Origin of the sequence: Nocardia sp. XZ_19_369 (assembly GCF_015355715.1) — a bacterium.
Taxonomy (GTDB): domain Bacteria; phylum Actinomycetota; class Actinomycetes; order Mycobacteriales; family Mycobacteriaceae; genus Nocardia.
On record NZ_JACVED010000008.1, the window covers coordinates 508,721 to 530,083 of the forward strand.

Sequence of the window (21,363 nt, forward strand, 5' to 3'; positions counted from 1 at the left end):
GCTGCCGCCTTGTGCGGAGTTGCGGTCGTTGCGGCCCTGATATCCGCTGCCGCCATCGGCGCGGTCACGGTAGGAGCTGCCTTGGCCGCCTTCGGTACGACCGCGATAGGCGTTGCCACCGGAACCGGCCTCGCTGCGGCCGCGGTAGGCGTTGCCGCTGTCCGAGCGGTCGCGGTAACCGCCGCCGCCCTGCGCGTTGCCATCCCGTGCGCCGCGGTAAGAACTGCCGCCCTGCGCGGACCCGCGGTCGTTGCGGCCCTGGTATCCGCCGCCGCCGTCAGAACGGTCGCGGTAAGAGCTGCTGCCCTGGCCGGAGCCACGGTCGTTGCGGCCTTGGTATGCGCTGCCACCGTCAGAACGGTCGCGATAGGAGCCGCCCTGCGCGGAGCCACGGCCTTGGTATGTGTTGCCACCGTCGGAGCGGTCGCGATAAGAGCCGCCTTGGGCGGAGCCACGGTCGGTGCGGCCGCGAGAGGTGTTGCCACCCTCGGAACGGTCGCGGTAGCCGCTGCCGCCCTGAGCTGAACCGCCACGATATGAGTTTCCGCCCTGCGTGTTTCCGCGCTGCGTGCTCGACTGCGCGCCGCGGTATCCGCCGTCGCCGCGCGATGCGCCGCGGTCGGTCCCCCCTCGAGCGCCCGCACCCCGTGCGGGGCGCTGCTGCTCGTCACTGCGTTTCCTACGATCCGGTGTGCCATCTCGGCGAGCGGAATTATTCATTTTGTCCTGTCAATCCTCGCTGCCGAGGTCCAAGTCGGCCTCGGCGGGTTTTTTCAGCCTGGTGTAACGGGGGTCCGTATCCAAGCTCTCGTTGATCTCATCGATCAGGTCGACGCCCGGGAGCAGGGGCGCCAGTGGCGGCAGGTCGGACAGCGACGCGAGCCCGATCCGTTCCAAGAACAACTCGGTCGTGCAGTACATCGTCCCGTTGGTCTCCGGGTCGACGCCCGCCTCGGCAAGCAGGCCCCTGGCCAGCAGCGTGCGCATCACCCCATCGACGTTCACGCCGCGCACCGCGCTGACCCTGGTCCGGGTCACCGGCTGCCGGTATGCCACCACCGCCAGCGTTTCCAACGCCGCCCGCGTCAACTTCGTGCGAGCGCCATCGAGCAGCACCCGTTCCACATACGGTGCGTACTCGCTGCGAGTATAGAAGCGCCAACCGTCCCCGACGAAACGCAGATCGATCCCATTACCCCGCGCGGACAGTTCCGCGCGCATCTCCCGCAACACCTCATCCACCCGCTCCGTGGTGTCATCCAACGCCGCCGCCAACTGCTCTACCGGGGCCGGAGCATCCACCACAAGCAACATCGCCTCCAACGCGGACCGGAACTCCGCATCCTCGAGACGCTCGGGGGTGAACTCCGCCACTGTGTTGTTGGCGACTGGTGTCGCGTCGTAGGTGGTTGCGTTTGGGGGGTCGGGTTGCGAGGTGGTGTTGTTCGCTGTTGAGGAGTCGTCGGCGTCCGATGGGTCGGCGTCGGTCGCTGCCGACTCGGTGTCGGTGTTGGGGGTCGAGACGTCCGCAATCGCAGGCTCGGTGTCGGCGGACTTTGTCGCGGCTGCGGGCATCGCGTCAGCCGGGCGCTCGGCGCTGATGACTTCCGGCGCGTTGACCTCAGCTTCGGTCGAATCCGAGACATCAGTGTCCACGGTGTCACTCACCCGTAGTCCTCCTCGATAGTCACAGTGTCCGACGGGTCGGCGTCGGGGGCGTCGTCGCCGATCCAGCTGATGGAGAGTTGGCCGAGGGGGTCGGGTTGGTCGAACTCGATCGTTTTTCCTCGGTACAGCTCCAGCAGGGCCAGGAAGCGGGCGACGATCTCGATCGGCGCCTCGCAGTCGGCGACCAGTTCGCTGAAGGTCGTCCAGCCGCCTACGCCGCGTTCTTTGAGCCGTTCGAGCACGAGCGCGGCCTGTTCGGCGACCGAGATGGCGTGCGAGTGCAGGTGGTCGAGGCCGACCTTGGGCACCGGGCGGGGCCGGAAGGCAGCGGCGGCGATCGCGGCGAACTCGTGCGCGTCTACTCCCAGCGTAACCTCGGGCAGCAGACCGGCGAAGCATTCCTCCAGCCCGACGGCGCGCGGGTAGCGGCGCAGCGCGACGGCCTCCAGTTCGCCGAACAGCTCGGCCACCTGCTTGAACGCCCGATACTGCAGCAGCCGCGCGAACAGCAGGTCGCGGGCCTCGAGCAGTTCGAGGTCCTCGGCGTCGGTCATCTCCCCCGACGGCAGCAAACGCGCGGCCTTGAGGTCGAGCAGTGTGGCTGCGACAACCAGGAATTCGGTGGTCTGGTCCAGGATCTTGTCGGCCCGCAGGGTGGTCGCGGCGGCGTTGGGGTAGGTGCCGTCGGACAGCGCCGCGGTCAACGCCTTGGTGTAGGCGATGAATTCGTCGGTGACCTGATGCAACGCCACCTCGGTGACGTCGAGCTTGCGCGAACTGATCAGCGTCAGCAGCAGATCGAACGGCCCCTGGAAGTTGCTCAGCCGCAGATGGAACCCGGACTTCTCGTCCTTGGGCGCAGCATCAGCTGAACCGCCATCGCTCGAAGTCGCCGTGTCGGCCGGTGCCGTGGCCGCGACTCCCGAGCCACGTTCGCTCGCACTCGCCGCGTCGGCCGGTGCCTGCGTAGCTGTTGCGGGGGCGGCACCACCGCTCGAAGTCGCCGCTGAATCTGGGGACGCAGCAGCGACACCGGCGTCGCTCAGCTGCGCGGAGACGTCTTCCGCTGATGCGGCCGCGGCTGCTATGGGCACCGCTGAATCGTCGGCGACCGCGTCATCGTCGGACCCGATCGGCTCCGGCGTCCCCGGTTCCCCCGATCCACCTTCGCTCGAAGTCACGGTGTCGGCCTGTTCGTCCGGGTCATCCGGGCCCGCGTCGGCCCGCTCCAGGAGATCACCCGGTGCGGAGTCGGCACTGGCAGACTCCGAGCCGGGTGAGGGGTTAACTGCTGCGGGTGGCGCGGGGTCGTTGCTTCCGATCACCGGCCGGACCGGTGGATGACTTCCCGCGCCATCGCCCGATATGCTTCGGCTCCACTGGATTTCGGTGCCCACGTGGTGATCGGCTCGCCGGCGACGCTGGCGTCGGGGAACCGGACGGTGCGCGAGATCGCCGCGTCGTAGACCAGGTCGCCGAACACCTCGACGACCCGCGCCATCACCTGACGCGAATGCAGTAGTCGAGCGTCGAACATGGTGACCACTATTCCGTACAGGCTCAGCCGCGGATTCAGCCTGTCGCGCACCTTTTCCACGGTGTCGTTGAGCAGCGCGAGCCCGCGCAGCGAGAAGTACTCGCACTCCATCGGAATGATCACACCGTCGGCGCAGGCCAGCGCGTTGACGGTCAATAACCCGAGCGACGGCTGGCAGTCGATGATGATGTAGTCGTACCGATCGCGGATGCCGTGCAGTGCCCGGCCGAGCGAATGCTCCCGCCCGACCTCGTTGACCAGCTGGATCTCCGCCGCCGACAGGTCGATATTGCTGGGCAGCAGATCCATGTTCTCGACCCGGGTCGGCGTCAGCACGTCGTCGATCGAACCCTTGGAACCGACGAGCAGGTCGTGCACGGTCAGGTCGAGATCATGGTGGGCCACACCCAATCCCGCCGACAGCGCGCCCTGCGGGTCGAGGTCGACCAGCAACACTTTGCGCCCGTATTCGGCGAGGGAGGCGCCGAGATTGATGGTGGAGGTCGTCTTGCCGACGCCGCCCTTCTGGTTGCACATGGCGACGATGAGGGCGTCGCCGTGCCGGTCCAGCGGTGGCGGGTCGGGTACCAGACGCAGTGGGCGCCCGGTCGGTCCGAGTGCCGCGTCCTCGGGGACTGGTTCGGCCCCGGTGCCCCACAGGGTTTCGGCCGCGGCCTCCGAGTACGGACCCGAGCGCGCACCCGTAAGCGGCTCCGCCCCAGCACCCATCGGCGGCTCTGCCGCTCCGGCTGATGTCACGATCCGCTGCTCCTTATACGTTCCTGCCCGTTGCCTCGCCGAGCGTAGCGAGGCGGATCAGGCCCGACCCTCGCTTTCGTACGGTCCGACTCTCGTTAGACGCTACCGCTTGCGAGCGTGCAAGTGCCGCGACGCGCGCGGCGTGTTCGCGGCACCACGCCGAGCCCGAACAGCAAAACGCTACCCCGTATCGCTCAGCGCCACTCCGGGTCACCATCGAAATGCACGTCGAAGCGGTCGTGCAGGTCGTCCATGCTGTCCCATTCCGCCTCCCCGCGGGCGATCCGGCCGAGCTGCCGGAAGTATTCGAAGCGGACGATACCCGGTGTCAGTACGGCGAGAAACTCGGCGGGTCCGTCCGCCGACGCGCCGAACGCGTGCACGGTGCCGGGCGGGACCACGACCAGTCCGCCTTTGCGCACCGCGCTGATTTCGCCGTCGACGAGGAACTCCATGGTGCCGTCGAGGACGTAGAAGATCTCCGTGGATTGCGTGTGGTGGTGCGGGCGAGTGCCATTCGCGCCTGCGGCCAGTACGAGACGGTTCGCGCCGAACAAGCCGTCAGATCGCTCGCTGTCCTCCAGCAGTTGGAAGGACCCGCCGCCGGGCAGCGCCACCGCTTCCACGTCGGATTCCTGGACGATGAAAGACTTTGCCACTCAACTCACCTCACGTTTGCACAGGCCGGGCGGCACAGCGCGGACCCGGCACAAGCAACAACCGGACCCCAGTCCGATTTCATTCCAGCACGCGAATGGGGTGAGACTCACAGTGCTTTCGGACAAACCGGCTAACGAGCGCGCGGGTGCGCGGTCGCCCAGACTTCGCGCAACGTGTTGACGGTGACCAGGGTGTAGATCTGAGTAGTGGTCACCGAGGCGTGGCCGAGCAACTCTTGCACCACACGCACATCCGCTCCCCCGTCGAGCAGGTGCGTGGCGAACGAGTGCCGCAAAGTATGCGGCGAGACGGTGGCACCGATGCCCGCACGTTCGGCGGCGGTCTGGAGCACCTGCCAGGCGCTCTGCCGAGACAACCGTCCGCCGCGCGCGTTGAGAAAAAGCGCGCCCGCGTTGCCTTTTCCGCTGGCAGCGAGCTTGGGTCGCCCCCGAACCAGGTAGGCGTCGACGGCGGCCAGCGCGGGCCTGCCGATCGGCACCATCCGCTGTTTACCACCCTTGCCATGCAGCACCACGGCACGTTCGTCGGTATCGAGATCGTCGACATCCAACCCGACCATCTCGGAAATCCGTGCGCCCGTGGAGTACAGCAGCTCGAGCAGCGCACGGTCGCGCAGCCCACGCGGACCGCCGTCGGTGCCCGGCGCGGCCTCCGGATCACTCGCCGAACCACCACCCGCGGCTTCCAGCAACTTCAGTACCTGGTCGTAGGGCAGCGCCTTCGGCAGCCGACGACCGGGAGCAGGCGGTTTCACCGCGTGCGCGACGTCGGTGGTGGTCATCCCCTCGGCCGCGGCGAACCGATGCAGCCCGCGCACCGCGATCAGCGCGCGAGCCACCGAACCCGCGGCCAGCGGCGGGAATTCAGCGCCGCCGGCCCGCAACGCCATGGTGAACTCGGCGACATCGCCCTCGGCGACCTGATCGAGCGCGGTGATGCCGCGCCCGGTCAGGAAGTCGAGATACCGGCCGAGGTCACGCCGGTACGCGCCGAGGGTGTTGCGCGCGGCGCCGCGCTCGACCGCGAGATGGTCGAGGTAGGCATCCAATTCCCGCGCGAGCACCGGCCGGCGCCCGTCAGTCCGCGGACTTCTCGGCCGCCTTGCGGCGCAGGAACGCGGTGGGCTGGCCGGGCCACGGCGCGTCGGCCGGCCGCAACTCGGTCTTGCTCGCCCGCGCCGCGGCGAGCGCGAAAACACCGGCGACGGCGGTCGCGTTGACGATCTCCCCCGCGAGCGCCGCACGCACCGCCTCGTCGACCGGCATGCGCACGATCGAGAGGTCGGCCTCCTCGTGTTCCGGCTCCGGCTGGTCGGTTTCGTACAACCCGCGGGCGCAGTACACCCGCAACGCCTCGTCGGTGAATCCCGGCGAGAGCGCCACATCCACCAGCACGGCCCATTCCCTGGCCGCCAGCCCGGTCTCCTCGGCCAGCTCGCGACGAGCGGCGACGAGCGGATCCTCGTCGGGCAGGTCGAGCAGGCCGGCGGGCAGCTCGAGCAGCCGCCTGCCGATCGGATGCCGGTACTGGTTGATCAGCACCACGTTGTCGTCGTCATCGATCGCGGCGACAGCAACGGCCCCGTGGTGCTCGATCACCTCACGCTCGGCGACGTGCCCGCCGGGCATTCGCACCTGGTCGAGGCGCAACGCCAGGATGGCGCCGCTGTAGACGGTTTCGCTGGATACGGTTTCGAAATCGTGGCTGCCTGGTCCGGCGGTGCCACCGTCCTGCGTCATCGTGCTACGCCTGGTCCGCCGCGCTCGCGAACTCCTCGTCCGGGATGTCGACCGGAAGCCGCTCCGCCAGCTTGTATTTCAGTGCCGCCGCGACGAGCGCCGCGAACAGCGGGTGCGGGCGGGTCGGACGGCTCTTCAGCTCCGGGTGCGCCTGGGTGGCGACGAAGAACGGGTGCACGTCGGCGGGCAGTTCGACGAACTCCACCAGGTGCCCGTCCGGCGAGGTGCCGCTGAACTGCAACCCGCTCTTGGCGATCCGGTCACGGTAGGCGTTGTTCACCTCGTAACGGTGCCGGTGCCGCTCGGAAACCTGCTCGCTGCCGTAGGCCTGGGCGACCACGGAACCCTTCGCCAGCGTGGCCGGGTAGGCGCCGAGGCGCATGGTGCCGCCGAGATCGGCCTCGCCCGCGACGGCCTGTTCCTGATCGGCCATCGTGGAGATCACCGGATGCGGGGTGTCCGGCTCGAATTCGGCCGAGTTCGCCTCGACCAGACCGACCGAACGGGCCGCCTCGATGACCACGCACTGCAGACCGAGGCACAGGCCGAGCAGCGGAATGCCGCGTGCCCGGGCGTAGCTGATGGCGCCGACCTTGCCCTCGATGCCGCGGATGCCGAAGCCGCCGGGGATCAGGACCGCGTCCACGTCACGCAGCGCGGACTGGGCACCGGCCGGGGTCTCGCATTCGTCCGACGGCACCCAGCGGATGAGTACCTTGGCCCGCGAGGCGAATCCGCCCGCGCGCAACGCCTCGGTGACCGACAGGTAGGCGTCGGGCAGGTCGACGTACTTGCCGACGAGCGCGACCTCGACCGTCTCGCGCGGCGAGTGCACCCGGTCGAGCAGATCGCCCCACACGGTCCAGTCCACGTCGCGGAACGGCAGCCCGAGCTTGCGCACCACGTAGGCGTCCAGGGCCTCACGGTGCAGCACGCGCGGGATGTCGTAGATCGACGGCGCGTCGGGGGTGGAGATGCAGGCGTCGACGTCGACGTCGCACATCAGCGCGATCTTGCTCTTCAGCGCCTGCGGCACCTCCCGGTCGCAGCGCAGGATCAGCGCGTCGGGCTGGATGCCGATACTGCGCAGCATCGCCACCGAGTGCTGCGTCGGTTTGGTCTTGAGTTCGCCGGAGGGGGCAAGGTAGGGCACCAGCGAGACGTGCAGGAAGAAGACGTTTTCCCGGCCGACATCGTGGCGGATCTGGCGCGCCGCCTCGAGGAACGGCTGCGACTCGATATCGCCGACGGTGCCGCCGATCTCGGTGATCACCACGTCGGGGGTTTGATCGTCGGCGTCCGGCGCGCTCATGGCGAGCACCCGGCTCTTGATCTCGTCGGTGATGTGCGGGATCACCTGCACCGTGTCGCCCAGGTATTCGCCGCGGCGCTCCTTGGCGATGACCGTCGAATAGATTTGCCCGGTCGTGACATTCGCGTCCCGGGTCAGGTCCCTGTCGAGGAACCGCTCGTAGTGACCGACATCCAGATCGGTCTCGGCCCCGTCCTCCGTCACGAAAACCTCTCCATGCTGGAAGGGGTTCATGGTGCCGGGATCGACGTTCAAGTACGGGTCGAGTTTCTGCATCGTGACGCGCAGCCCACGCGCCGTCAACAGCTGACCGAGGCTGGAGGCGGTAAGACCTTTACCCAATGAGGAGGCGACTCCACCACTCACGAAGATGTGCTTCGTAGCCGTTCGCGCCTGATTCCGTGTATGACCCACGGGTCTTCACGGTAACACGGATCCTGCCTGGGGAACTAACGCCACGCACGTTTGCTGTTGGATCGCCGGAGTGTTGATCATGCGTCATGCCGACGGCTGTGAGGGAGGTCGCCGAGTGGGCTGTGCGGTATCGCGGTGGCTCACGCCGGCGCTCGGCGAATCCGGGGCCGCTGCCCAGCTGGACGTGCCGCCTATCGCACCGCGACCCGCGAGCGAACGCAGATGGTGTCAGCGGGGCATCGCGGCAAGCGTCAGCGATGTTGCCTTGGCACCGGTGCCGTAGCGACCCGTGCCGCCGTTCAGCTGCTCGCTCAGCGCGAGCACGGTGGTGACGCGGCCGATCTCCCGGTCGAGGTTGTCGACGGTGCTGACCGTGGTGGCGAGCGGACCATCGGAGCGGACGACGGCGAGCGGCCCCGGGTTCTCGGCGGCACCGGAGCGCCCCGCGAGCACGACACCCGCACCCCTGCCACGCAGCGCGCCCGCGAAACGAGCGATGTTGGCACCCTGACTGTTCTCAGCGGATTTCGCGCCGTTGCCGGTGATCACGACCGCCGATTGCGCGGGACGCACCGGGGTGTCGCCGTAGGCGAGGAAGCCGCCGCCGCGCAGCGTCTCCAGCACCAGGCCCAGTTCCTGCGGAGTGCCGCGGGTTTGCCCGTTGGCCGGATCGAGCAGCAGAACCAGGCCGAGCAGGTCGCCGGCCATGCTGCCCTGATCGACTGCGCCGGTGCGCAATTGGGCGCCCGCCGGGATGACGTTGGTGACGGCGGAGCGCATCCGGTCGCCCTCGGTGGCGTCGACGAACGCGTCGGTGAGCGCGATCCGCCCGGTGATCGCGGCACCCGAGGTTTCCAGCGCCTTGGTCACACCCTCGATATCGGCGGGATCGGCGTCGGGGGTGGTGAACACCGCGACGCTGCGATCGGCCAGCGTGCCGCCGAGGATGCGGCCCGCGGATCCGGCGATGAAGCGGTCGGCCGCGTTCAACTGATCGGTGAGGCGCCGATTCTGGTCCGACACCGTGTCGACCTGCTGGCGCAGATCCGATTTGTCCGCACGTAAGCCCGATAGCAGATCCGCGGCCAGCGTTTGCGAGCCGAGCACCACGCCGATGGCGAGGGCCAGGAAGATCGCCGCGATCGAAATGGCGTGCTGGCGTAACGAGATCATCGTGCTCCCTTGGTCATTTGTCGCCCGCGCCGACCAAGCCCTGCGCCCACAGCGCGAACCGGTCCCAGGTGTCGGCGGCCCAGGCCACGGCGTCGGTGCCGGTGTTTGAGGCGAGCAGCACCACGATCACCGCGATCAGGGCGGCGAGCACCACCATCGCGATGCCGATGCCGGACACCCGGTTTCGATACAGCGTGGCCACGGCCTTGGCGTCCATCAGCTTGGTGCCGAGCTTGAGGCGGGTAAGGAAGGTCGCCGGGTTGCTTTCCCGGCGGCTGCGGTCGAAGAAGTCGTCGAGCGTGGCGGCCGCGCCCGCGGTGACGATCAGCGACGCGCCGTGATGGTGCGCGAGCAGCAGCGCCAGATCGGCGGGCGCGCCGGAGGACGGGAAGGTGGTTGCGCCGATGCCGAGATCCTGGATGCGTTCCAGGCCCTTGGCGTGGCCGTCGGTGTCGGCGGGCAGGATCACCTCGGCGCCGCATTTCAAGGTGGCGGAGGTGATCTCGTCCGGATCGCCGACGATGAGGTCGGGGCGGTAGCCCTGCTTCATCAGGGTGTCCGCGCCGCGACCGACGCCGACCATGATCGGCACGTACTCCTTGATGAACGGCTTGAGCCGCTTGAGATCCTCGGCGTGATCGGGGCCGTCGGCCACCACGACCACATGCCGGTGCTTCATCGCCAGTTCCAGCTCCGGCACGCCGATACCGTCGATGAGCAGGGCGCTTTCGGTGCGGATGAACTCGATGGTGTTGCCCGCGAACGCTTCCAGATGGTCGGCCAGGCCGTTGCGCGCCTCGATCATCCGTTCGGCGATGTCGGAGTCGGTCAGCTCGATGCCCTTGACCAGGACCTCGGGGTCCTTCTTGATCACCTTGTCGGCGTAGACGACGCCCTCGTCGATGCGAACCTTGACGCCGTCCTTGATCTTGCTGAACGCGTCGGAGCTCACCGTGTCCAGCAGCAGGATGTTGTTCGCCACCAGCACTTCCGGACCGAGATTGGGATAGCGGCCGGAGATCGACGGCGAGGTGTTGATCACCGCGACCACCCCCGCCTCGACCAGACGATCGGCGGTGAGGCGGTCCAGGTCCATCTCGTCGAGCACGACGACATCGCCTGGTCCGACCCGTTTCAGCAGGCGCCGGGTGTTGCGATCCACCCGGGCTATCCCGGAGAGGCCGGGCAGCGTTTCGGTGTTCCTCGACAACAACGCCAGCATCTTCATGGCTCCGATGCTGCACGCAAACCCTAAACCGTTGGTGGAGGCGCGCCGTACCACCTACCACATACATCACTGTGACAACACTGACACCACGCGCGACACGCGGGAGAACTCGTTGCAGGGCGGGTGTTGTGGTGGCTATCACATTGCTGCGTATAGTTCGCGCGCCTAACGAGCGGGACCGCTATCGTTTCGTTACCGTCGACCAGCCCCGACGACAGCTCGACGTGACGTGACGAAGGACGACAGCGTGATGTGCCTCGAAACCCTTGCGAATACCGGGCGATTGCGCCGTGGACCAGACGTTTCGCCCATATCGGTCGGTTCGGGACAATACAGACAAACGCAGGCGGGTCGATGAGCGCAGATTCGATGCGGGGTCACGGGCGGCGAGTCGGGGGCGATCGGCGCAATTCGGTCAATCCTCAGCAATGTGACAGCTATTCGATGCGGTGGGTTGAGTCGGTGGCACCGTTCGAGGATCAGTGGGCGTCACCGGATGATCAGTGGGCGTCACCCGAGGATCGGTGGGCCACGCCCGAGGACCTGCCGCAGGATCACCCGACGCGGTCAGCCGACACCTGGCGGGCGACCAGCGACGCGTGGTCGTCGCCACAGGATCGTTGGGCATCACAGGCGGGGTGGAAGTCGCGCGAAGACGCGTCGACTCGGTCAGCCGATCTGTGGGCGTCGCAAGAGGATCGACCGACACAGTCCGGCGCGACATGGCCGTCGTCGGACGATGTTTGGACGTCGCCGGAGACTCAGTGGTCGGAACCTGCGGGTGGGTGGGCCGAACCCGAAGATCAGTGGCCCGCACCCGAGAATCGGTGGCGCGCACCCGAAGATCAGTGGCGCGCACCTGAGGATCGGTGGGCGCGACCAGATAACCAGTGGGCGTGGACCGGCGAGGCATGGACCGCATCGGAGGGCCAGTGGGTCTCGACTGAGAACCAGTCGCCGGCTCCAGCGGATGAGCAGGCACAGCCATACAATTCGTGGTCGTCGCCGGATGATGCGTGGCGGCCGTCAAGAGGCCGGTCGGCGCAGCAGGACGATCGGTGGCCGTCGTCGGACGATGAGCGGGTGCCGTCGGCTGATGCGTGGCGATCCTCGGCCGCGGATCGACCCAAGCGGCGCGGCGGCAGGCATCGCATGCCCGCACCGCCGACCGCGTTGAAGGGTCGCGCCGCCATCCTCGCGGTTGCCGCAGGCGCATTCGTCGCTGTCGGGCAGGATCTACTGGCAGGCAGCGACGAGCCGCCGATGGAAACAACCGTGGTGCCGATGGCGCTCGGCCAACCACAGTCGTCGGCTGCGGCACCGGTCGGTACCGAACCGGGGTTGCTCGACGAAGGTCCGGCCGATCTCGGTCAGTTCAGCGACATCCTGCAGAACGGCAGCAAGGTCGCGGAGGAGCTGTCCGCCCAGGCCGCCGCGAAGCTGCGCCCGCTGTTCACCAAGTTCACCTCCGGCACCTTCACCTCCGGCTACGGAATGCGCTGGGGCGCGCTGCATGCCGGCGTGGATGTGGCCGCGCCGATCGGCACCCCGATCGTCGCCGTGGAAGACGGCACCGTCATCAGCGCTGGGCCGGCGAGTGGATTCGGTATGTGGGTGCGACTGCTCGGCGACGACGGCACGATCACGGTGTACGGCCACATCAACACGGCGCTGGTCAATATCGGTCAGCACGTGCTGGCGGGCGACGAGATCGCCACCGTCGGCAACCGCGGCGAAACCACCGGTCCGCACTGCCATTTCGAGGTCTGGCTCAACGGCACCGACCGCGTCGACCCGCTCCCCTGGCTCGCCACCCGCGGTATCAGCCTCGGTGCCGAACGCGACTGACGCGTTCACCGGCTCTACGCACGGCGTCTACGCGAAGTCGGCGAGGCGGCCGCCGATGCCTGAACCCCACTGTCTGTGACACCGGTTACACAGGGCCTCAGGCCTACCCGGTACTACCTATATGCTGCCCGTCACAGGTAACTCGAAGAGGAGACCCCATGGCCAGCACGACCGTCGACGCCGTCATCGCCGCCCCGCGTGATGTGGTGTATCGGCTCTTCGCCGACCGCGAGAGCATCAGCCCGTACCTCCCGATCAAGGTCAAGCTGACCAAGCCGGGCCTGACCGAGCGCGAAGGCGTCGGCGCGCAGCACCTGCTCGGTGTCGGCCCGCTCGGCGTCACCGAGGAGATCACCAAGCTGGTGCCCGGTGAGCGGATGGAATACAAGATCGTCAAGGGTGCCCCGGTGAAGCGGCACGTCGGCGTGGTCACCTTCACCGACGCCGACAACGGCACCCTGGTCTCCTACACGATGGAGTCCGAGCCGAGCCTGCCCGTGCCCGCCAAGGTGCTCGAATTCGGTTTGAAGAACCTCATCACCCAGTTCATCAAGGCAGCGCAAAAGGCTGTGCGCTAGCGGTTCACCGCACAGAGCGTCTACACGTTCCACAGGACGTCCAGCTCCTGTGACTGGTGTGGACGCTCTGTGAGCCGAACTCCCGAGCAGAACCCAGCCTGAGCACAGACGGCGTCGAGCACGGTGTGTCGCAGGCTAGACGGTCGCTCCGGACTTCTCCGCCCGCGCAAGCTCCAGCAGTTCCTCGGCGTGCGCCCGCCCGGTTTCGGTGTCGTCCAAACCGGCCAGCATGCGGGCCAATTCGATGACGCGCTCGTCTTTGGTCAGAGCGTGCACGCCACTGTTGACCTTGCCCTTGCCGTCGTCGGACTTGTCGACCACCAGGTGGGTGTCGGCGAAGGCGGCGACCTGCGGCAGGTGGGTTACCACGATGACCTGGTGGGTGCGCGCGAGACGGGCCAGCCTGCGGCCGATCTCGACCGCCGCGCGTCCGCCGACGCCCGCGTCGACCTCGTCGAACACCATGGTCGCGCCGTGGTCGGAGCTGGCGAGCACCACTTCGAGGGCGAGCATCACCCGGGAGAGCTCACCGCCGGATGCGCTCTTGCTCAACGGAAGTGACTGCGCGCCGGAGTGCGCGGACAACCGGAACTCCACCTCATCGATGCCGAATGACCCGGCGTGCACGTCTTTTCCGTCGATGGTCAGCGGCGCCGAGTCCTGCGGTCCCGCGGGCATCGGATGCACCTCGACCTCGAGCCTGGCCTTACCCATTGCCAGTCCGCCCAATTCGGCACTCACCGCGGACGCGAGCTTGCCTGCCGCCTTCTTGCGCGCGGCACTGAGTTTGCGTGCCGCCTCCCGCACCCGCTCGGCCGCGATATCGACCTCAGCCGCCAACGCGGTCAACGTCTCCTCGGACACGTCGAGCGAGCCGAGGCGGCTGCGTGCATCGTCGGCCCAGGCGATCACACCGTCGATGTCGGGCGCGTACTTGCGGGTCAGCGACTTGAGCTCGGCCTGCCGGGTGAGCAGCGAGTCCAGCGCACCGGGGTCCGAGGGCAGATCCGAAAGGTAGCCGCTCAGTTCGGTGGTCAGATCCACCACCACCGCGATGGCTTCACCGAGCCGGGGACCGAGCGCGGTCAGCGCGGGATCATCGGCCGAGTCGATGCGAGCGCGCGCGGAGCCGAGCAATTCCAGTGCGCCGGAACCCTCTTCGGGGGAATCGACGGGACCGGCGAGGGCGTCGTGCGCGGTCGCGGCGGCCTCCCGCAGCGAATCGAGATCGCTGAGCCTGCGCACCTCGTCGACGATGCGCACGTCCTCGCCGGGCTCCGGTGCGATGGCGTCGATTTCGGACAGCGAATGCTGCAGCCGGTCCGCCTCCTGCGCCAATTCCCTACTGCGCGCGGTCCGTTCGAGCAGTTCGGCGCGGGCATCCAGCCACGCACGGCGGTGCACCGTGTATTTGCGCAACAGCGGCCCGACGGTGTCGGCGGCGAATTGATCCAGCGCCGACAACTGCTGATCGGGGCGCTGCAACCGCAGCTGATCGTTCTGCCCGTGCACCGTCAGCAGCGGCGCGGTGAAATCGGCGAGCACCGAGGCAGGCACGCCGCGCCCACCCAGATGCGCGCGGGACCGTCCGTCGCTGCCGACCGTGCGGATCGCGATGATGCTGCCGTCGTCATCCTGTTCGGCCGCAGCCGATTCCAGCACCTGCGTCACTTCCGCGCGGGCGGCGTCGTTCACATCGTCGACGGTGAAGCGACCCTCCACCACCGCACGCGCGGCACCGAGCCGCACCCGTCCCGCGTCGGCCCGCGCACCGCTCAGCAGGTGCAGGCTGGTGACCACCATGGTCTTGCCCGCGCCGGTCTCGCCGGTGAGAACAGTGAGGCCCTCGTGGAATTGCGCGGTGGCCGTGGAGATGACGCCAAGGCCGTCAATCCTGATCTCGGTCAGCATGTGTGCTCTCCGTTCGCCGTCGGCCACGCCAGCCTGTCACGGGCAATTGGAACTTGCGCACCATCCGGTCCGCGAACGGCGCGGAATCGAGCCGCACCCAGCGCACCGGCTGGGCACCGCGGACCGCTTCCAACCGGCCGCCCCTCGGCAACTCCAGGGTGCGCCTGCCATCCAAGAAAACTATCGCATCGTGACCGGTAGCCACGCATTCGACCGCGATCCGCGACTCCGGGCTGGTCACCAACGGCCGCGCGAACAGCGCATGGGCATTGCTCGGAACCACCAGCAGCGCCTCGAGTTCCGGCCACACCACCGGGCCGCCCGCGGAAAACGCGTAGGCGGTCGAACCGGTGGGCGTCGAGATCAGGATGCCGTCGCAGCCGAACGCCGACACCGGACGTCCATCGACCTCCAGTACCAGCTCCAGCACGCCTGTCCGCGACGCGTTTTCGATGCTGGCCTCGTTCAACGCCCAGCCGGTCTGCACCACCTCGTCGTCCACCCGGACGGTGAAGTCGACGGTCATCCGGTGTTCGATGCGGTAGTCGCCCCGAACCACTTGTGCCAGTGCGTCATCCAGATTCTCGGCCTCGGCCTCGGTCAGAAAACCGATGCGCCCCAGATTGATACCGAGCACCGGCACCCCGGCCGGGCGGGCCAGCTCGGCGGCGCGCAGGAAGGTGCCGTCACCACCGAGCACCAGCACCATCTCGCAGCCGATCGCCGCGTCCGGGCCGTGCTCGACCACCCGCACCGGATAGCCACCCGGTTCGGCCTCGAATCGGGTGTCGACGGCCTCGTCGGCGAGTACCCGCAGGCAGATGCCCGCGTCCGCGAAGATTTTCGCCACCCGGTGGGCGGTCTCGATGATCTCCGCGCGGCCCGGATGTGCCACCAGCAGGATCTCCCGGCCACCGGCTCTGGTCGGCGCGTTCACTGTGGACCCTCCTCAACCGCACGCTCGACGAGAGCAGCGACTCGCTCCCCGTCGTCTTCCGGCTGCCCGTCTTTGCGCAACCACACGAAGTATTCGACATTGCCCGACGGGCCCGGCAGCGGGCTCGCCACCACCGCCTCGGTGCGCAGGCCGAGCGCCGCGGCCGCGGTGGCGACGTCGCGGACAGCTTCGGCGCGCAGCGCCGGGTCCCGCACCACGCCACCGGAACCCACGCGTTCCTTGCCGACCTCGAACTGGGGTTTCACCATGGGCAGCAGATCGCCGCCCGGTGCGGTGCACGCGGCCAGCGCGGGCAGCACCAGCGCGAGCGAGATGAACGACAAGTCGCCGACGACCAATTCGACTGTGCCGCCGACTGTTTCCGTGGTGATGTTGCGCACGTTGGTGCGATCGACCACGCGGACGCGGTCGTCGTTCTGCAACCGCCAGATCAGCTGGCCGTAGCCGACGTCCACCGCGACCACCTCGCGAGCGTCACGCGACAGCAGCACGTCGGTGAAGCCGCCGGTCGACGCGCCCGCGTCCAGGCAGCGTTTACCCGCGATCGTGAGCCCGGCGGGCTCGAAGGCCTCCAGCGCACCGAGCAGCTTGTGCGCGCCGCGAGAGGCCCACGACACCTCGTCGGGTTGGTCGCGGACCAGCAGCGGCGTACCCGCCTCGACGGCGGTCGCCGGCTTCACGGCGACCGTTCCAGCTATCAGGACCCGACCGGCGCCGATCAGCTCGACCGCGTGTTCCCGCGATCTCGCCAATCCGCGGCGAACCAGTTCGGCGTCCACGCGCGCGCGTCTGGCCACCTCAGATCTTGTCCACCGTGGCCAGGGCCTGCACGAGCACGTCGTGTGCCTGTTCCAGGATGCGCGCGCGGCGAGTGATGTCCGTGCCGGATTCGGCGCCCTCGGCCGCGCTCGGCGAGCCCGGCCAGCTGGTGCGCGTGGCGAGTTCGGTGAGCAGGCCGTCGATCTCGCTGCGGATGCGCTCCGGGTCGGCCGGCTCCGGGCGCCCTGGGCCACCCGGCAGATGCTGACCGGGCAGCGGGGCGCCGGGACGGGGTCCGTTCGCGCCGGGTACGTGCATACCGGGGCCGGTCGGGCGGGGCATGGGAGTAGTCATCGTGGCGTCAACGCTATCGGATTTCCGCAGCAGACGCGCGTACCGTCACGGCTCGTCCCGGGTTGCGCCGCAACCGGTCGGCGAGGTCTGCGGCGAGGTCGCTCGGGTCGGTGTCCGATTCGGCGGGCACCGGCGGGTAGTTCAGTGCGTCCAGCGAGTCGGCGACGTAGGTGGGGAGGAACTCGTCCGCGGCGTCTTTCAGCTCGTCGAGCGTGCTGACACCGGTCAGGACCAGCAGTGATTCGAGGCCGACGGTGTTCGCGCCCTCGATGTCGGTGTCGAGCCGGTCCCCCACCACCAGTGCGCTGCGGGTTCCGGCGCGCACGAGCGCGTCTTCCAGCAGGGGTGCGTAGGGCTTGCCCGCGACGATCGGTTCGCGGTCGGAGGCGGTGCGCAGCGCGGCGACCATCGATCCGTTGCCCGGCGCGAGGCCGCGCTCGTTCGGCAAGGTTTTGTCGGTGTTGGCCGCGACCCACAGCGCGCCTGCGCGCAGGGCGTACGCCGCTTCGGCGAGGTCGGCCCAGCACGTTTGCGGTGAATGTCCTTGTACGACAGCGGCGGGTGCGGTTTTGTCGAAGCGGCGGATCGGGCGCAGGCCGACGGCGGTCACCTCGGCGGCCAGGTCGTCGGTGCCGACGATCAGCACGTCCGCGCCCGGCTCGAGCTGTTCGGCCAGCAGCCGCGCGGCCGCCTGCGCGCTCGTCACCACCTCGTCGGTGGTCGCGCGGAAGCCGAGCTCCGACAGGTGTGCGGCGACCGTCTTCGGTGCCCTGCTCGCGTTATTCGTGACATACATGAGCCGCTGCGCGGTCTCGTCGGGCGCCAAGGCCGCCGGGGCGCCCTCGATCACCGCGTCGCCGCGATACAGGGTGCCGTCCAGGTCCAGCAGCAAGGCTTCGTAGCGATCGCGTAGCCGCTGCTTCCGGTTACCTACCAATGTCTCCGGCACCCCGCATGTTCCTCATGTCTTCCGTATCGTCGCCCCGCACGGTGCCGAACTCCGCATCCGCCGGACGCTTTCCACCGCGCCGAGGCGGTGGCCCTCGGCAGGTCCGAGAAACCCGAACACTACGCCAGCGGGCCGACAGGAAAACGAACGGCATCGCCCCCGGAGGCGACGCTCACACCCCTCAACGTCCAACGATTCGCCGCAACAAGGGATGACGTAAACGACGAGCGGGACATGACGGCGGCTCCTCTCGCGATTCGCCACCCTCATGTCCCGCTCGTTGCACTAGCTGGCGATGCAGTTGCCTGCGCCGTCGGCCTTGCCTTCCTTGGGCGACATGATGCCGGGGACCGAGCAGTAGGTGTCCTTCGGCATCGGGATGAACTTCACTTCGTCCTGGCCGGGCGCGTGGCAGGTCGCCTGCGCGCCGACGCCGCCGGGAAGGTTGATGCTCTGGGTGAATTCGAGGCCGGCCTCTTCGCAGACGCGCTTGGCCTCTTGCCCGTAGTCGAACGGCTCCGCGTTGGCCGAGACGGTGCCCATCGCAGCGAATGCTGCGGCGGCCAATCCGACGAATACCGTTGCCCGGACACTGCTCATCGTGAATCTCCTTGTAATCAGACGGTCCCGTTGACGTATCGCTGATCTCTACGACATCATCCGGCCATGCCACCCGTAAGTCGGCACACCCGTAGCGATTTCGCGCCACGAGAACCATACGTGGTCTGTGCCAGGCTAGCCGCGCATTCCGGCGAAGAGATCGCCGGGCGCGGAGCAGCGAAACCTGCTGGGATGCCGGGCAATCCAGGAAACTGGTCGGCACGCTTCGGTGCGCCAACGAACTCGCATCTATGCCAGCTGCCGGTGGGTATGCGCGGAAACTCGCACGAATATTCGAAGCTGCCAAAGAGATCTGGAGTGCGTGAGGTGTACGACGTGGCTTAGGGCAGACGAAAGGGCACAGGCGACCCAAGCGGCGAACTGCGGGTGGTACAGCGAGCGCCGCGGACCAGGAGCGCCGTGCACGAGCCACCGGCTCGCAATCGGCATCGACTTATCCAACGGCCTGCTCGACGCTCGGTGTCGCCCCAGCGTCGGCCTGTCGCTCGACGGGGATCGACGCCAGACGGCCGCACGGTTTCTGATTTCCCGCACAAGGAATCGCATGCGATTCGGTGTGCGCCAAATCAGAAAGTGTGCGGGCGCTCAGCTAGCCGCGCTCCGAGTTCAGCATTGCCGGCACGGCGCGACAGTGACACTCAGCCGTGCCTGTCGGGCTACAGCTGTAGGTCGTCGTCGGGGAGAGCGCCGCCGGTGAGTTCCTCGGCGCGTTCTTCCGCATCGGTTTCACCGTCGAGGTCGGCCGAGGCGGCGTTGAGGAACCAGGTGAGGCCCTCGTCGGTGCGGCCTGCGGCGACGAGGGCGTCGGCGTAGGCGTAGAAGAGCCGGGCTGCGGCCGAGCCGGTGCGCGACGGGTCCAGTTCGGAGGTCTGCAGGGTGACGACGGCCTGGTCGTATTCGCCGAGGTCCATCCTGGCGCCGGCGACGACGATGCGCAGTTCGGTGGCTTCGTCACCGGTCAGGGCGCGGGCTTCGTCGCTGCGGCCGAGCTCGATGGCGCGTTCGGGGCGGCCGAGGCCGCGTTCGCAGTCGGCCATGACGGCGAGCAGGCCGGAGCCGCCGGACATACGGCGTGCGGTCCGCAGCTCGGACAGGGCTTCCGCCCATTCACCTGCGTGGTAAGCGGTGACACCCGCCGTTTCGCGCACCACAGCGATGCGGCCCGCGCGTTGCCGGGCAGCCCGCGCATGTGCGAGGGCGAGGCGTGGGTCGTCGTCGATCAGTTTCGCTGCCATCACCAAGTGCCGGGCCACCGCTTCCGCGTTGGACTTGTCCAGGCTCAGCAGGTCGCGACGGACAGCGGGTTCCAAGTCGGATGGCTGCACGTCATCGGGAAGGTCGGGCTCCTCCGGACGCGCCGCACGACGCTCCTGCGACCGATCGCCACCGACACTGCGGGCACCTTCACCACCGCGCCGCCGATCGTCGGGTCCGTTGCCCCGCGAATCGCTGCCACGGTCGAACCCACCGCGGCCGCCGGAATCGCCGCCGCGCTTGAAGCCGCCGCGGTCGCTGGAGTCACGCTGACCACCCGAGTCGCCACCACGATTGAATCCGCCACGGTCGCTGGAGCCGCCGCGATTGAAACCACCACGGTCACCCGAGTCGCTGCCACGGTTGAATCCGCCACGCTCGCTCGAGCCACCACTGCGATTGAAACCACCGCGCTCTCCCGAGCCACCGCTGCGGTTCGACCCGCCGCGGTCGCCGGAGTCGCCGCCGCGGTTAAAGCCACCACGGTCGCCGGAGTCGCGCTGGCCACTGGAATCGCCACCACGATTGAAACCGCCACGCTCGCCGGAACCACTGCGGTTGAATCCGCCACGGCTATCCGAGTCGCCACCACGGCTGAAACCACCGCGATCACTGGAGCCACCACTGCGATTGAAACCACCGCGATCACCGGAGTCGCGCTGGCCACCGGAGTCGCCACCACGATTGAAGCCACTGCGCTCACCGGACCCACCGCTACGGTTGAATCCCCCGCGCTCACCCGAGCCACGATTGAACCCGCCACGCTCGTCCGAGCCACCGCCGCGGTTGAAACCGCCACGCTCGCCGGAACTTCCGCGCTGCCCGGAGTCACCGCGACTGCTCGAGTCGCCGCCGCGTTTGAATCCGCCACGGTTATCCGAATCGCCACCACGGTTGAAACCACCGCGGTCGCTGGAGCCGCCGCTACGGTTGAACCCGCCGCGCTCACCCGAGTCGCTGCCGCGGTTGGCACCGCCACGATCGCTCGAACCACCGCTGCGGTTGAAGCCGCCTCGGCTACCTGAATCGCCACTACGGTTGGCGCTGCCGGATGAGCCGGCGTCGTCACGGCGGTTGAAGCCGCCGGAGTCGCCACGATTGCTGGTACCGCGCGAGCTGGAATCACCGCTGCGGTTGAAGCCGCCACGCTCGCCGGCATTGCCGCGCTGGCCGGAGCCGCTGCGGTCGCCGGAGTCGTTGCGTTTGAAGCCGCCGCGCTGGCCGCTGTCGCGGTCGGGGCGCTTGCTGGTGGAATCTGCACCGGACGCACCGCTGCCCTGGGAGGGGCGATCGGATCCCTCGCCGCGCCGGAAGGACTTCCGGTCGTCGTCGTTCTTTTCCGACACGGTGATCCCTTTCTGAGGTCCGCAAGAGGTGGTCGGGGGCCCCACAAATTCAATCACGTGTCCTGGTGGGGACATGACACGGCGAGGTCGTTCAGGCACGGCAAGGTGCTGAAACGACGATAGGGGACCCAGAATCTGGGTCCCCTATCGTGAAGGATGTTCCGGCGGTGTCCTACTCTCCCACACCCTGTCGAGTGCAGTACCATCGGCGCTGGCAGGCTTAGCTTCCGGGTTCGGAATGGGACCGGGCGTTTCCCTGCCGCTATGGCCGCCG

Annotated in this window: 17 protein-coding genes, 1 rRNA gene and 1 pseudogene; 2 read left to right on the forward strand and 17 right to left on the reverse strand. The window is 68.2% G+C overall.

The features are described from left to right. Positions 1-729 precede the first annotated feature (729 nt). The 9 genes from scpB to steA form a co-directional block, all read right to left on the reverse strand. A complete protein-coding gene (gene scpB / locus IBX18_RS30555) occupies positions 730-1,575 on the reverse strand; it encodes an SMC-Scp complex subunit ScpB (protein ID WP_194836988.1) in 846 nt (281 codons plus the stop codon). A gap of 89 nt (positions 1,576-1,664) precedes the next feature. Next, the gene (locus IBX18_RS30560) at positions 1,665-2,498 is read right to left on the reverse strand and encodes a ScpA family protein (RefSeq protein WP_194836989.1); all 834 of its coding nucleotides are present in this window, start codon (positions 2,496-2,498) and stop codon (positions 1,665-1,667) included. Positions 2,499-2,989: 491 nt separating this feature from the next. Then, positions 2,990-3,934: a ParA family protein gene (locus tag IBX18_RS30565; RefSeq protein WP_228542073.1), complete on the reverse strand. Its 945-nt coding sequence runs from the start codon at positions 3,932-3,934 to the stop codon at positions 2,990-2,992. 224 nt (positions 3,935-4,158) lie between these two features. Beyond that, positions 4,159-4,623 (reverse strand): cupin domain-containing protein, encoded by a 465-nt coding sequence (locus IBX18_RS30570; protein ID WP_206055062.1) that lies wholly within the window; start codon positions 4,621-4,623, stop codon positions 4,159-4,161. A 131-nt stretch (positions 4,624-4,754) separates the two neighbouring features. Then, positions 4,755-5,708: a site-specific tyrosine recombinase XerD gene (gene xerD, locus IBX18_RS30575; RefSeq protein WP_194836943.1), complete on the reverse strand. Its 954-nt coding sequence runs from the start codon at positions 5,706-5,708 to the stop codon at positions 4,755-4,757. A gap of 13 nt (positions 5,709-5,721) precedes the next feature. Next, positions 5,722-6,384 carry an NUDIX hydrolase gene (locus IBX18_RS30580; protein ID WP_194836944.1) on the reverse strand — a complete coding sequence of 221 codons (663 nt, stop codon included), beginning with the start codon at positions 6,382-6,384 and terminating at the stop codon, positions 5,722-5,724. Positions 6,385-6,388: 4 nt separating this feature from the next. After that, positions 6,389-8,110 (reverse strand): CTP synthase, encoded by a 1,722-nt coding sequence (locus IBX18_RS30585; RefSeq protein WP_107655410.1) that lies wholly within the window; start codon positions 8,108-8,110, stop codon positions 6,389-6,391. A 228-nt stretch (positions 8,111-8,338) separates the two neighbouring features. Next, a complete protein-coding gene (locus IBX18_RS30590) occupies positions 8,339-9,283 on the reverse strand; it encodes a copper transporter (RefSeq protein WP_147141892.1) in 945 nt (314 codons plus the stop codon). A gap of 13 nt (positions 9,284-9,296) precedes the next feature. Continuing rightward, on the reverse strand, positions 9,297-10,511 hold the full coding sequence (gene steA, locus IBX18_RS30595; RefSeq protein WP_147141895.1) for a putative cytokinetic ring protein SteA: 1,215 nt from the start codon (positions 10,509-10,511) through the stop codon (positions 9,297-9,299). A gap of 1,083 nt (positions 10,512-11,594) precedes the next feature. Between steA and IBX18_RS30600 the strand changes: the two genes are divergently transcribed. Then, positions 11,595-12,359: a M23 family metallopeptidase gene (locus tag IBX18_RS30600; protein ID WP_306796486.1), complete on the forward strand. Its 765-nt coding sequence runs from the start codon at positions 11,595-11,597 to the stop codon at positions 12,357-12,359. A 158-nt stretch (positions 12,360-12,517) separates the two neighbouring features. Continuing rightward, complete coding sequence (locus tag IBX18_RS30605) at positions 12,518-12,937, forward strand: SRPBCC family protein (protein ID WP_107655406.1); 420 nt, start codon at positions 12,518-12,520, stop codon at positions 12,935-12,937. Between the two features lie 135 nt (positions 12,938-13,072). Here the strand turns inward: IBX18_RS30605 and recN are convergent, their stop codons facing one another. The 8 genes and pseudogenes from recN to rrf all read right to left on the reverse strand — a co-directional run. After that, positions 13,073-14,848, reverse strand: a complete 1,776-nt coding sequence (gene recN, locus IBX18_RS30610; protein WP_194836945.1) for a DNA repair protein RecN — start codon at positions 14,846-14,848, stop codon at positions 13,073-13,075. After that, on the reverse strand, positions 14,826-15,785 hold the full coding sequence (locus IBX18_RS30615; RefSeq protein ID WP_194836946.1) for an NAD kinase: 960 nt from the start codon (positions 15,783-15,785) through the stop codon (positions 14,826-14,828). The genes recN and IBX18_RS30615 overlap by 23 nt, the downstream gene beginning before the upstream one ends. Beyond that, the gene (locus IBX18_RS30620) at positions 15,782-16,603 is read right to left on the reverse strand and encodes a TlyA family RNA methyltransferase (RefSeq protein WP_194836947.1); all 822 of its coding nucleotides are present in this window, start codon (positions 16,601-16,603) and stop codon (positions 15,782-15,784) included. Before IBX18_RS30620 ends, IBX18_RS30615 begins: the two co-directional genes overlap by 4 nt. 1 nt (position 16,604) lies before the next feature. After that, a complete protein-coding gene (locus tag IBX18_RS30625; protein WP_228541986.1) occupies positions 16,605-16,919 on the reverse strand; it encodes a hypothetical protein in 315 nt (104 codons plus the stop codon). A 13-nt stretch (positions 16,920-16,932) separates the two neighbouring features. Next, the gene (locus IBX18_RS30630) at positions 16,933-17,868 is read right to left on the reverse strand and encodes an HAD-IIA family hydrolase (protein WP_306796487.1); all 936 of its coding nucleotides are present in this window, start codon (positions 17,866-17,868) and stop codon (positions 16,933-16,935) included. A gap of 285 nt (positions 17,869-18,153) precedes the next feature. After that, complete coding sequence (locus IBX18_RS30635; protein ID WP_194836948.1) at positions 18,154-18,468, reverse strand: hypothetical protein; 315 nt, start codon at positions 18,466-18,468, stop codon at positions 18,154-18,156. A gap of 677 nt (positions 18,469-19,145) precedes the next feature. Then, positions 19,146-20,135 (reverse strand): annotated as a pseudogene (locus IBX18_RS30640) (hypothetical protein); the annotation flags it as partial. A gap of 1,113 nt (positions 20,136-21,248) precedes the next feature. Further along, a 5S ribosomal RNA gene (rrf, locus tag IBX18_RS30645) occupies positions 21,249-21,363 on the reverse strand; the annotation flags it as partial.

Bases quoted from the DNA above. Each gene is read 5' to 3' on its own strand.
- IBX18_RS30590 (WP_147141892.1), bottom strand. From the start codon at position 9,283: ATGATCTCGTTACGCCAGCACGCCATTTCGATCGCGGCGATCTTCCTG.
- IBX18_RS30625 (WP_228541986.1), bottom strand. From the start codon at position 16,919: ATGACTACTCCCATGCCCCGCCCGACCGGCCCCGGTATGCACGTACCC.
- IBX18_RS30565 (WP_228542073.1), bottom strand. From the start codon at position 3,934: ATGGGTGCTGGGGCGGAGCCGCTTACGGGTGCGCGCTCGGGTCCGTAC.
- recN (WP_194836945.1), bottom strand. From the start codon at position 14,848: ATGCTGACCGAGATCAGGATTGACGGCCTTGGCGTCATCTCCACGGCC.
- IBX18_RS30635 (WP_194836948.1), bottom strand. From the start codon at position 18,468: ATGAGCAGTGTCCGGGCAACGGTATTCGTCGGATTGGCCGCCGCAGCA.
- steA (WP_147141895.1), bottom strand. From the start codon at position 10,511: ATGAAGATGCTGGCGTTGTTGTCGAGGAACACCGAAACGCTGCCCGGC.
- IBX18_RS30605 (WP_107655406.1), top strand. From the start codon at position 12,518: ATGGCCAGCACGACCGTCGACGCCGTCATCGCCGCCCCGCGTGATGTG.
- IBX18_RS30580 (WP_194836944.1), bottom strand. From the start codon at position 6,384: ATGACGCAGGACGGTGGCACCGCCGGACCAGGCAGCCACGATTTCGAA.
- scpB (WP_194836988.1), bottom strand. From the start codon at position 1,575: ATGCCCGCAGCCGCGACAAAGTCCGCCGACACCGAGCCTGCGATTGCG.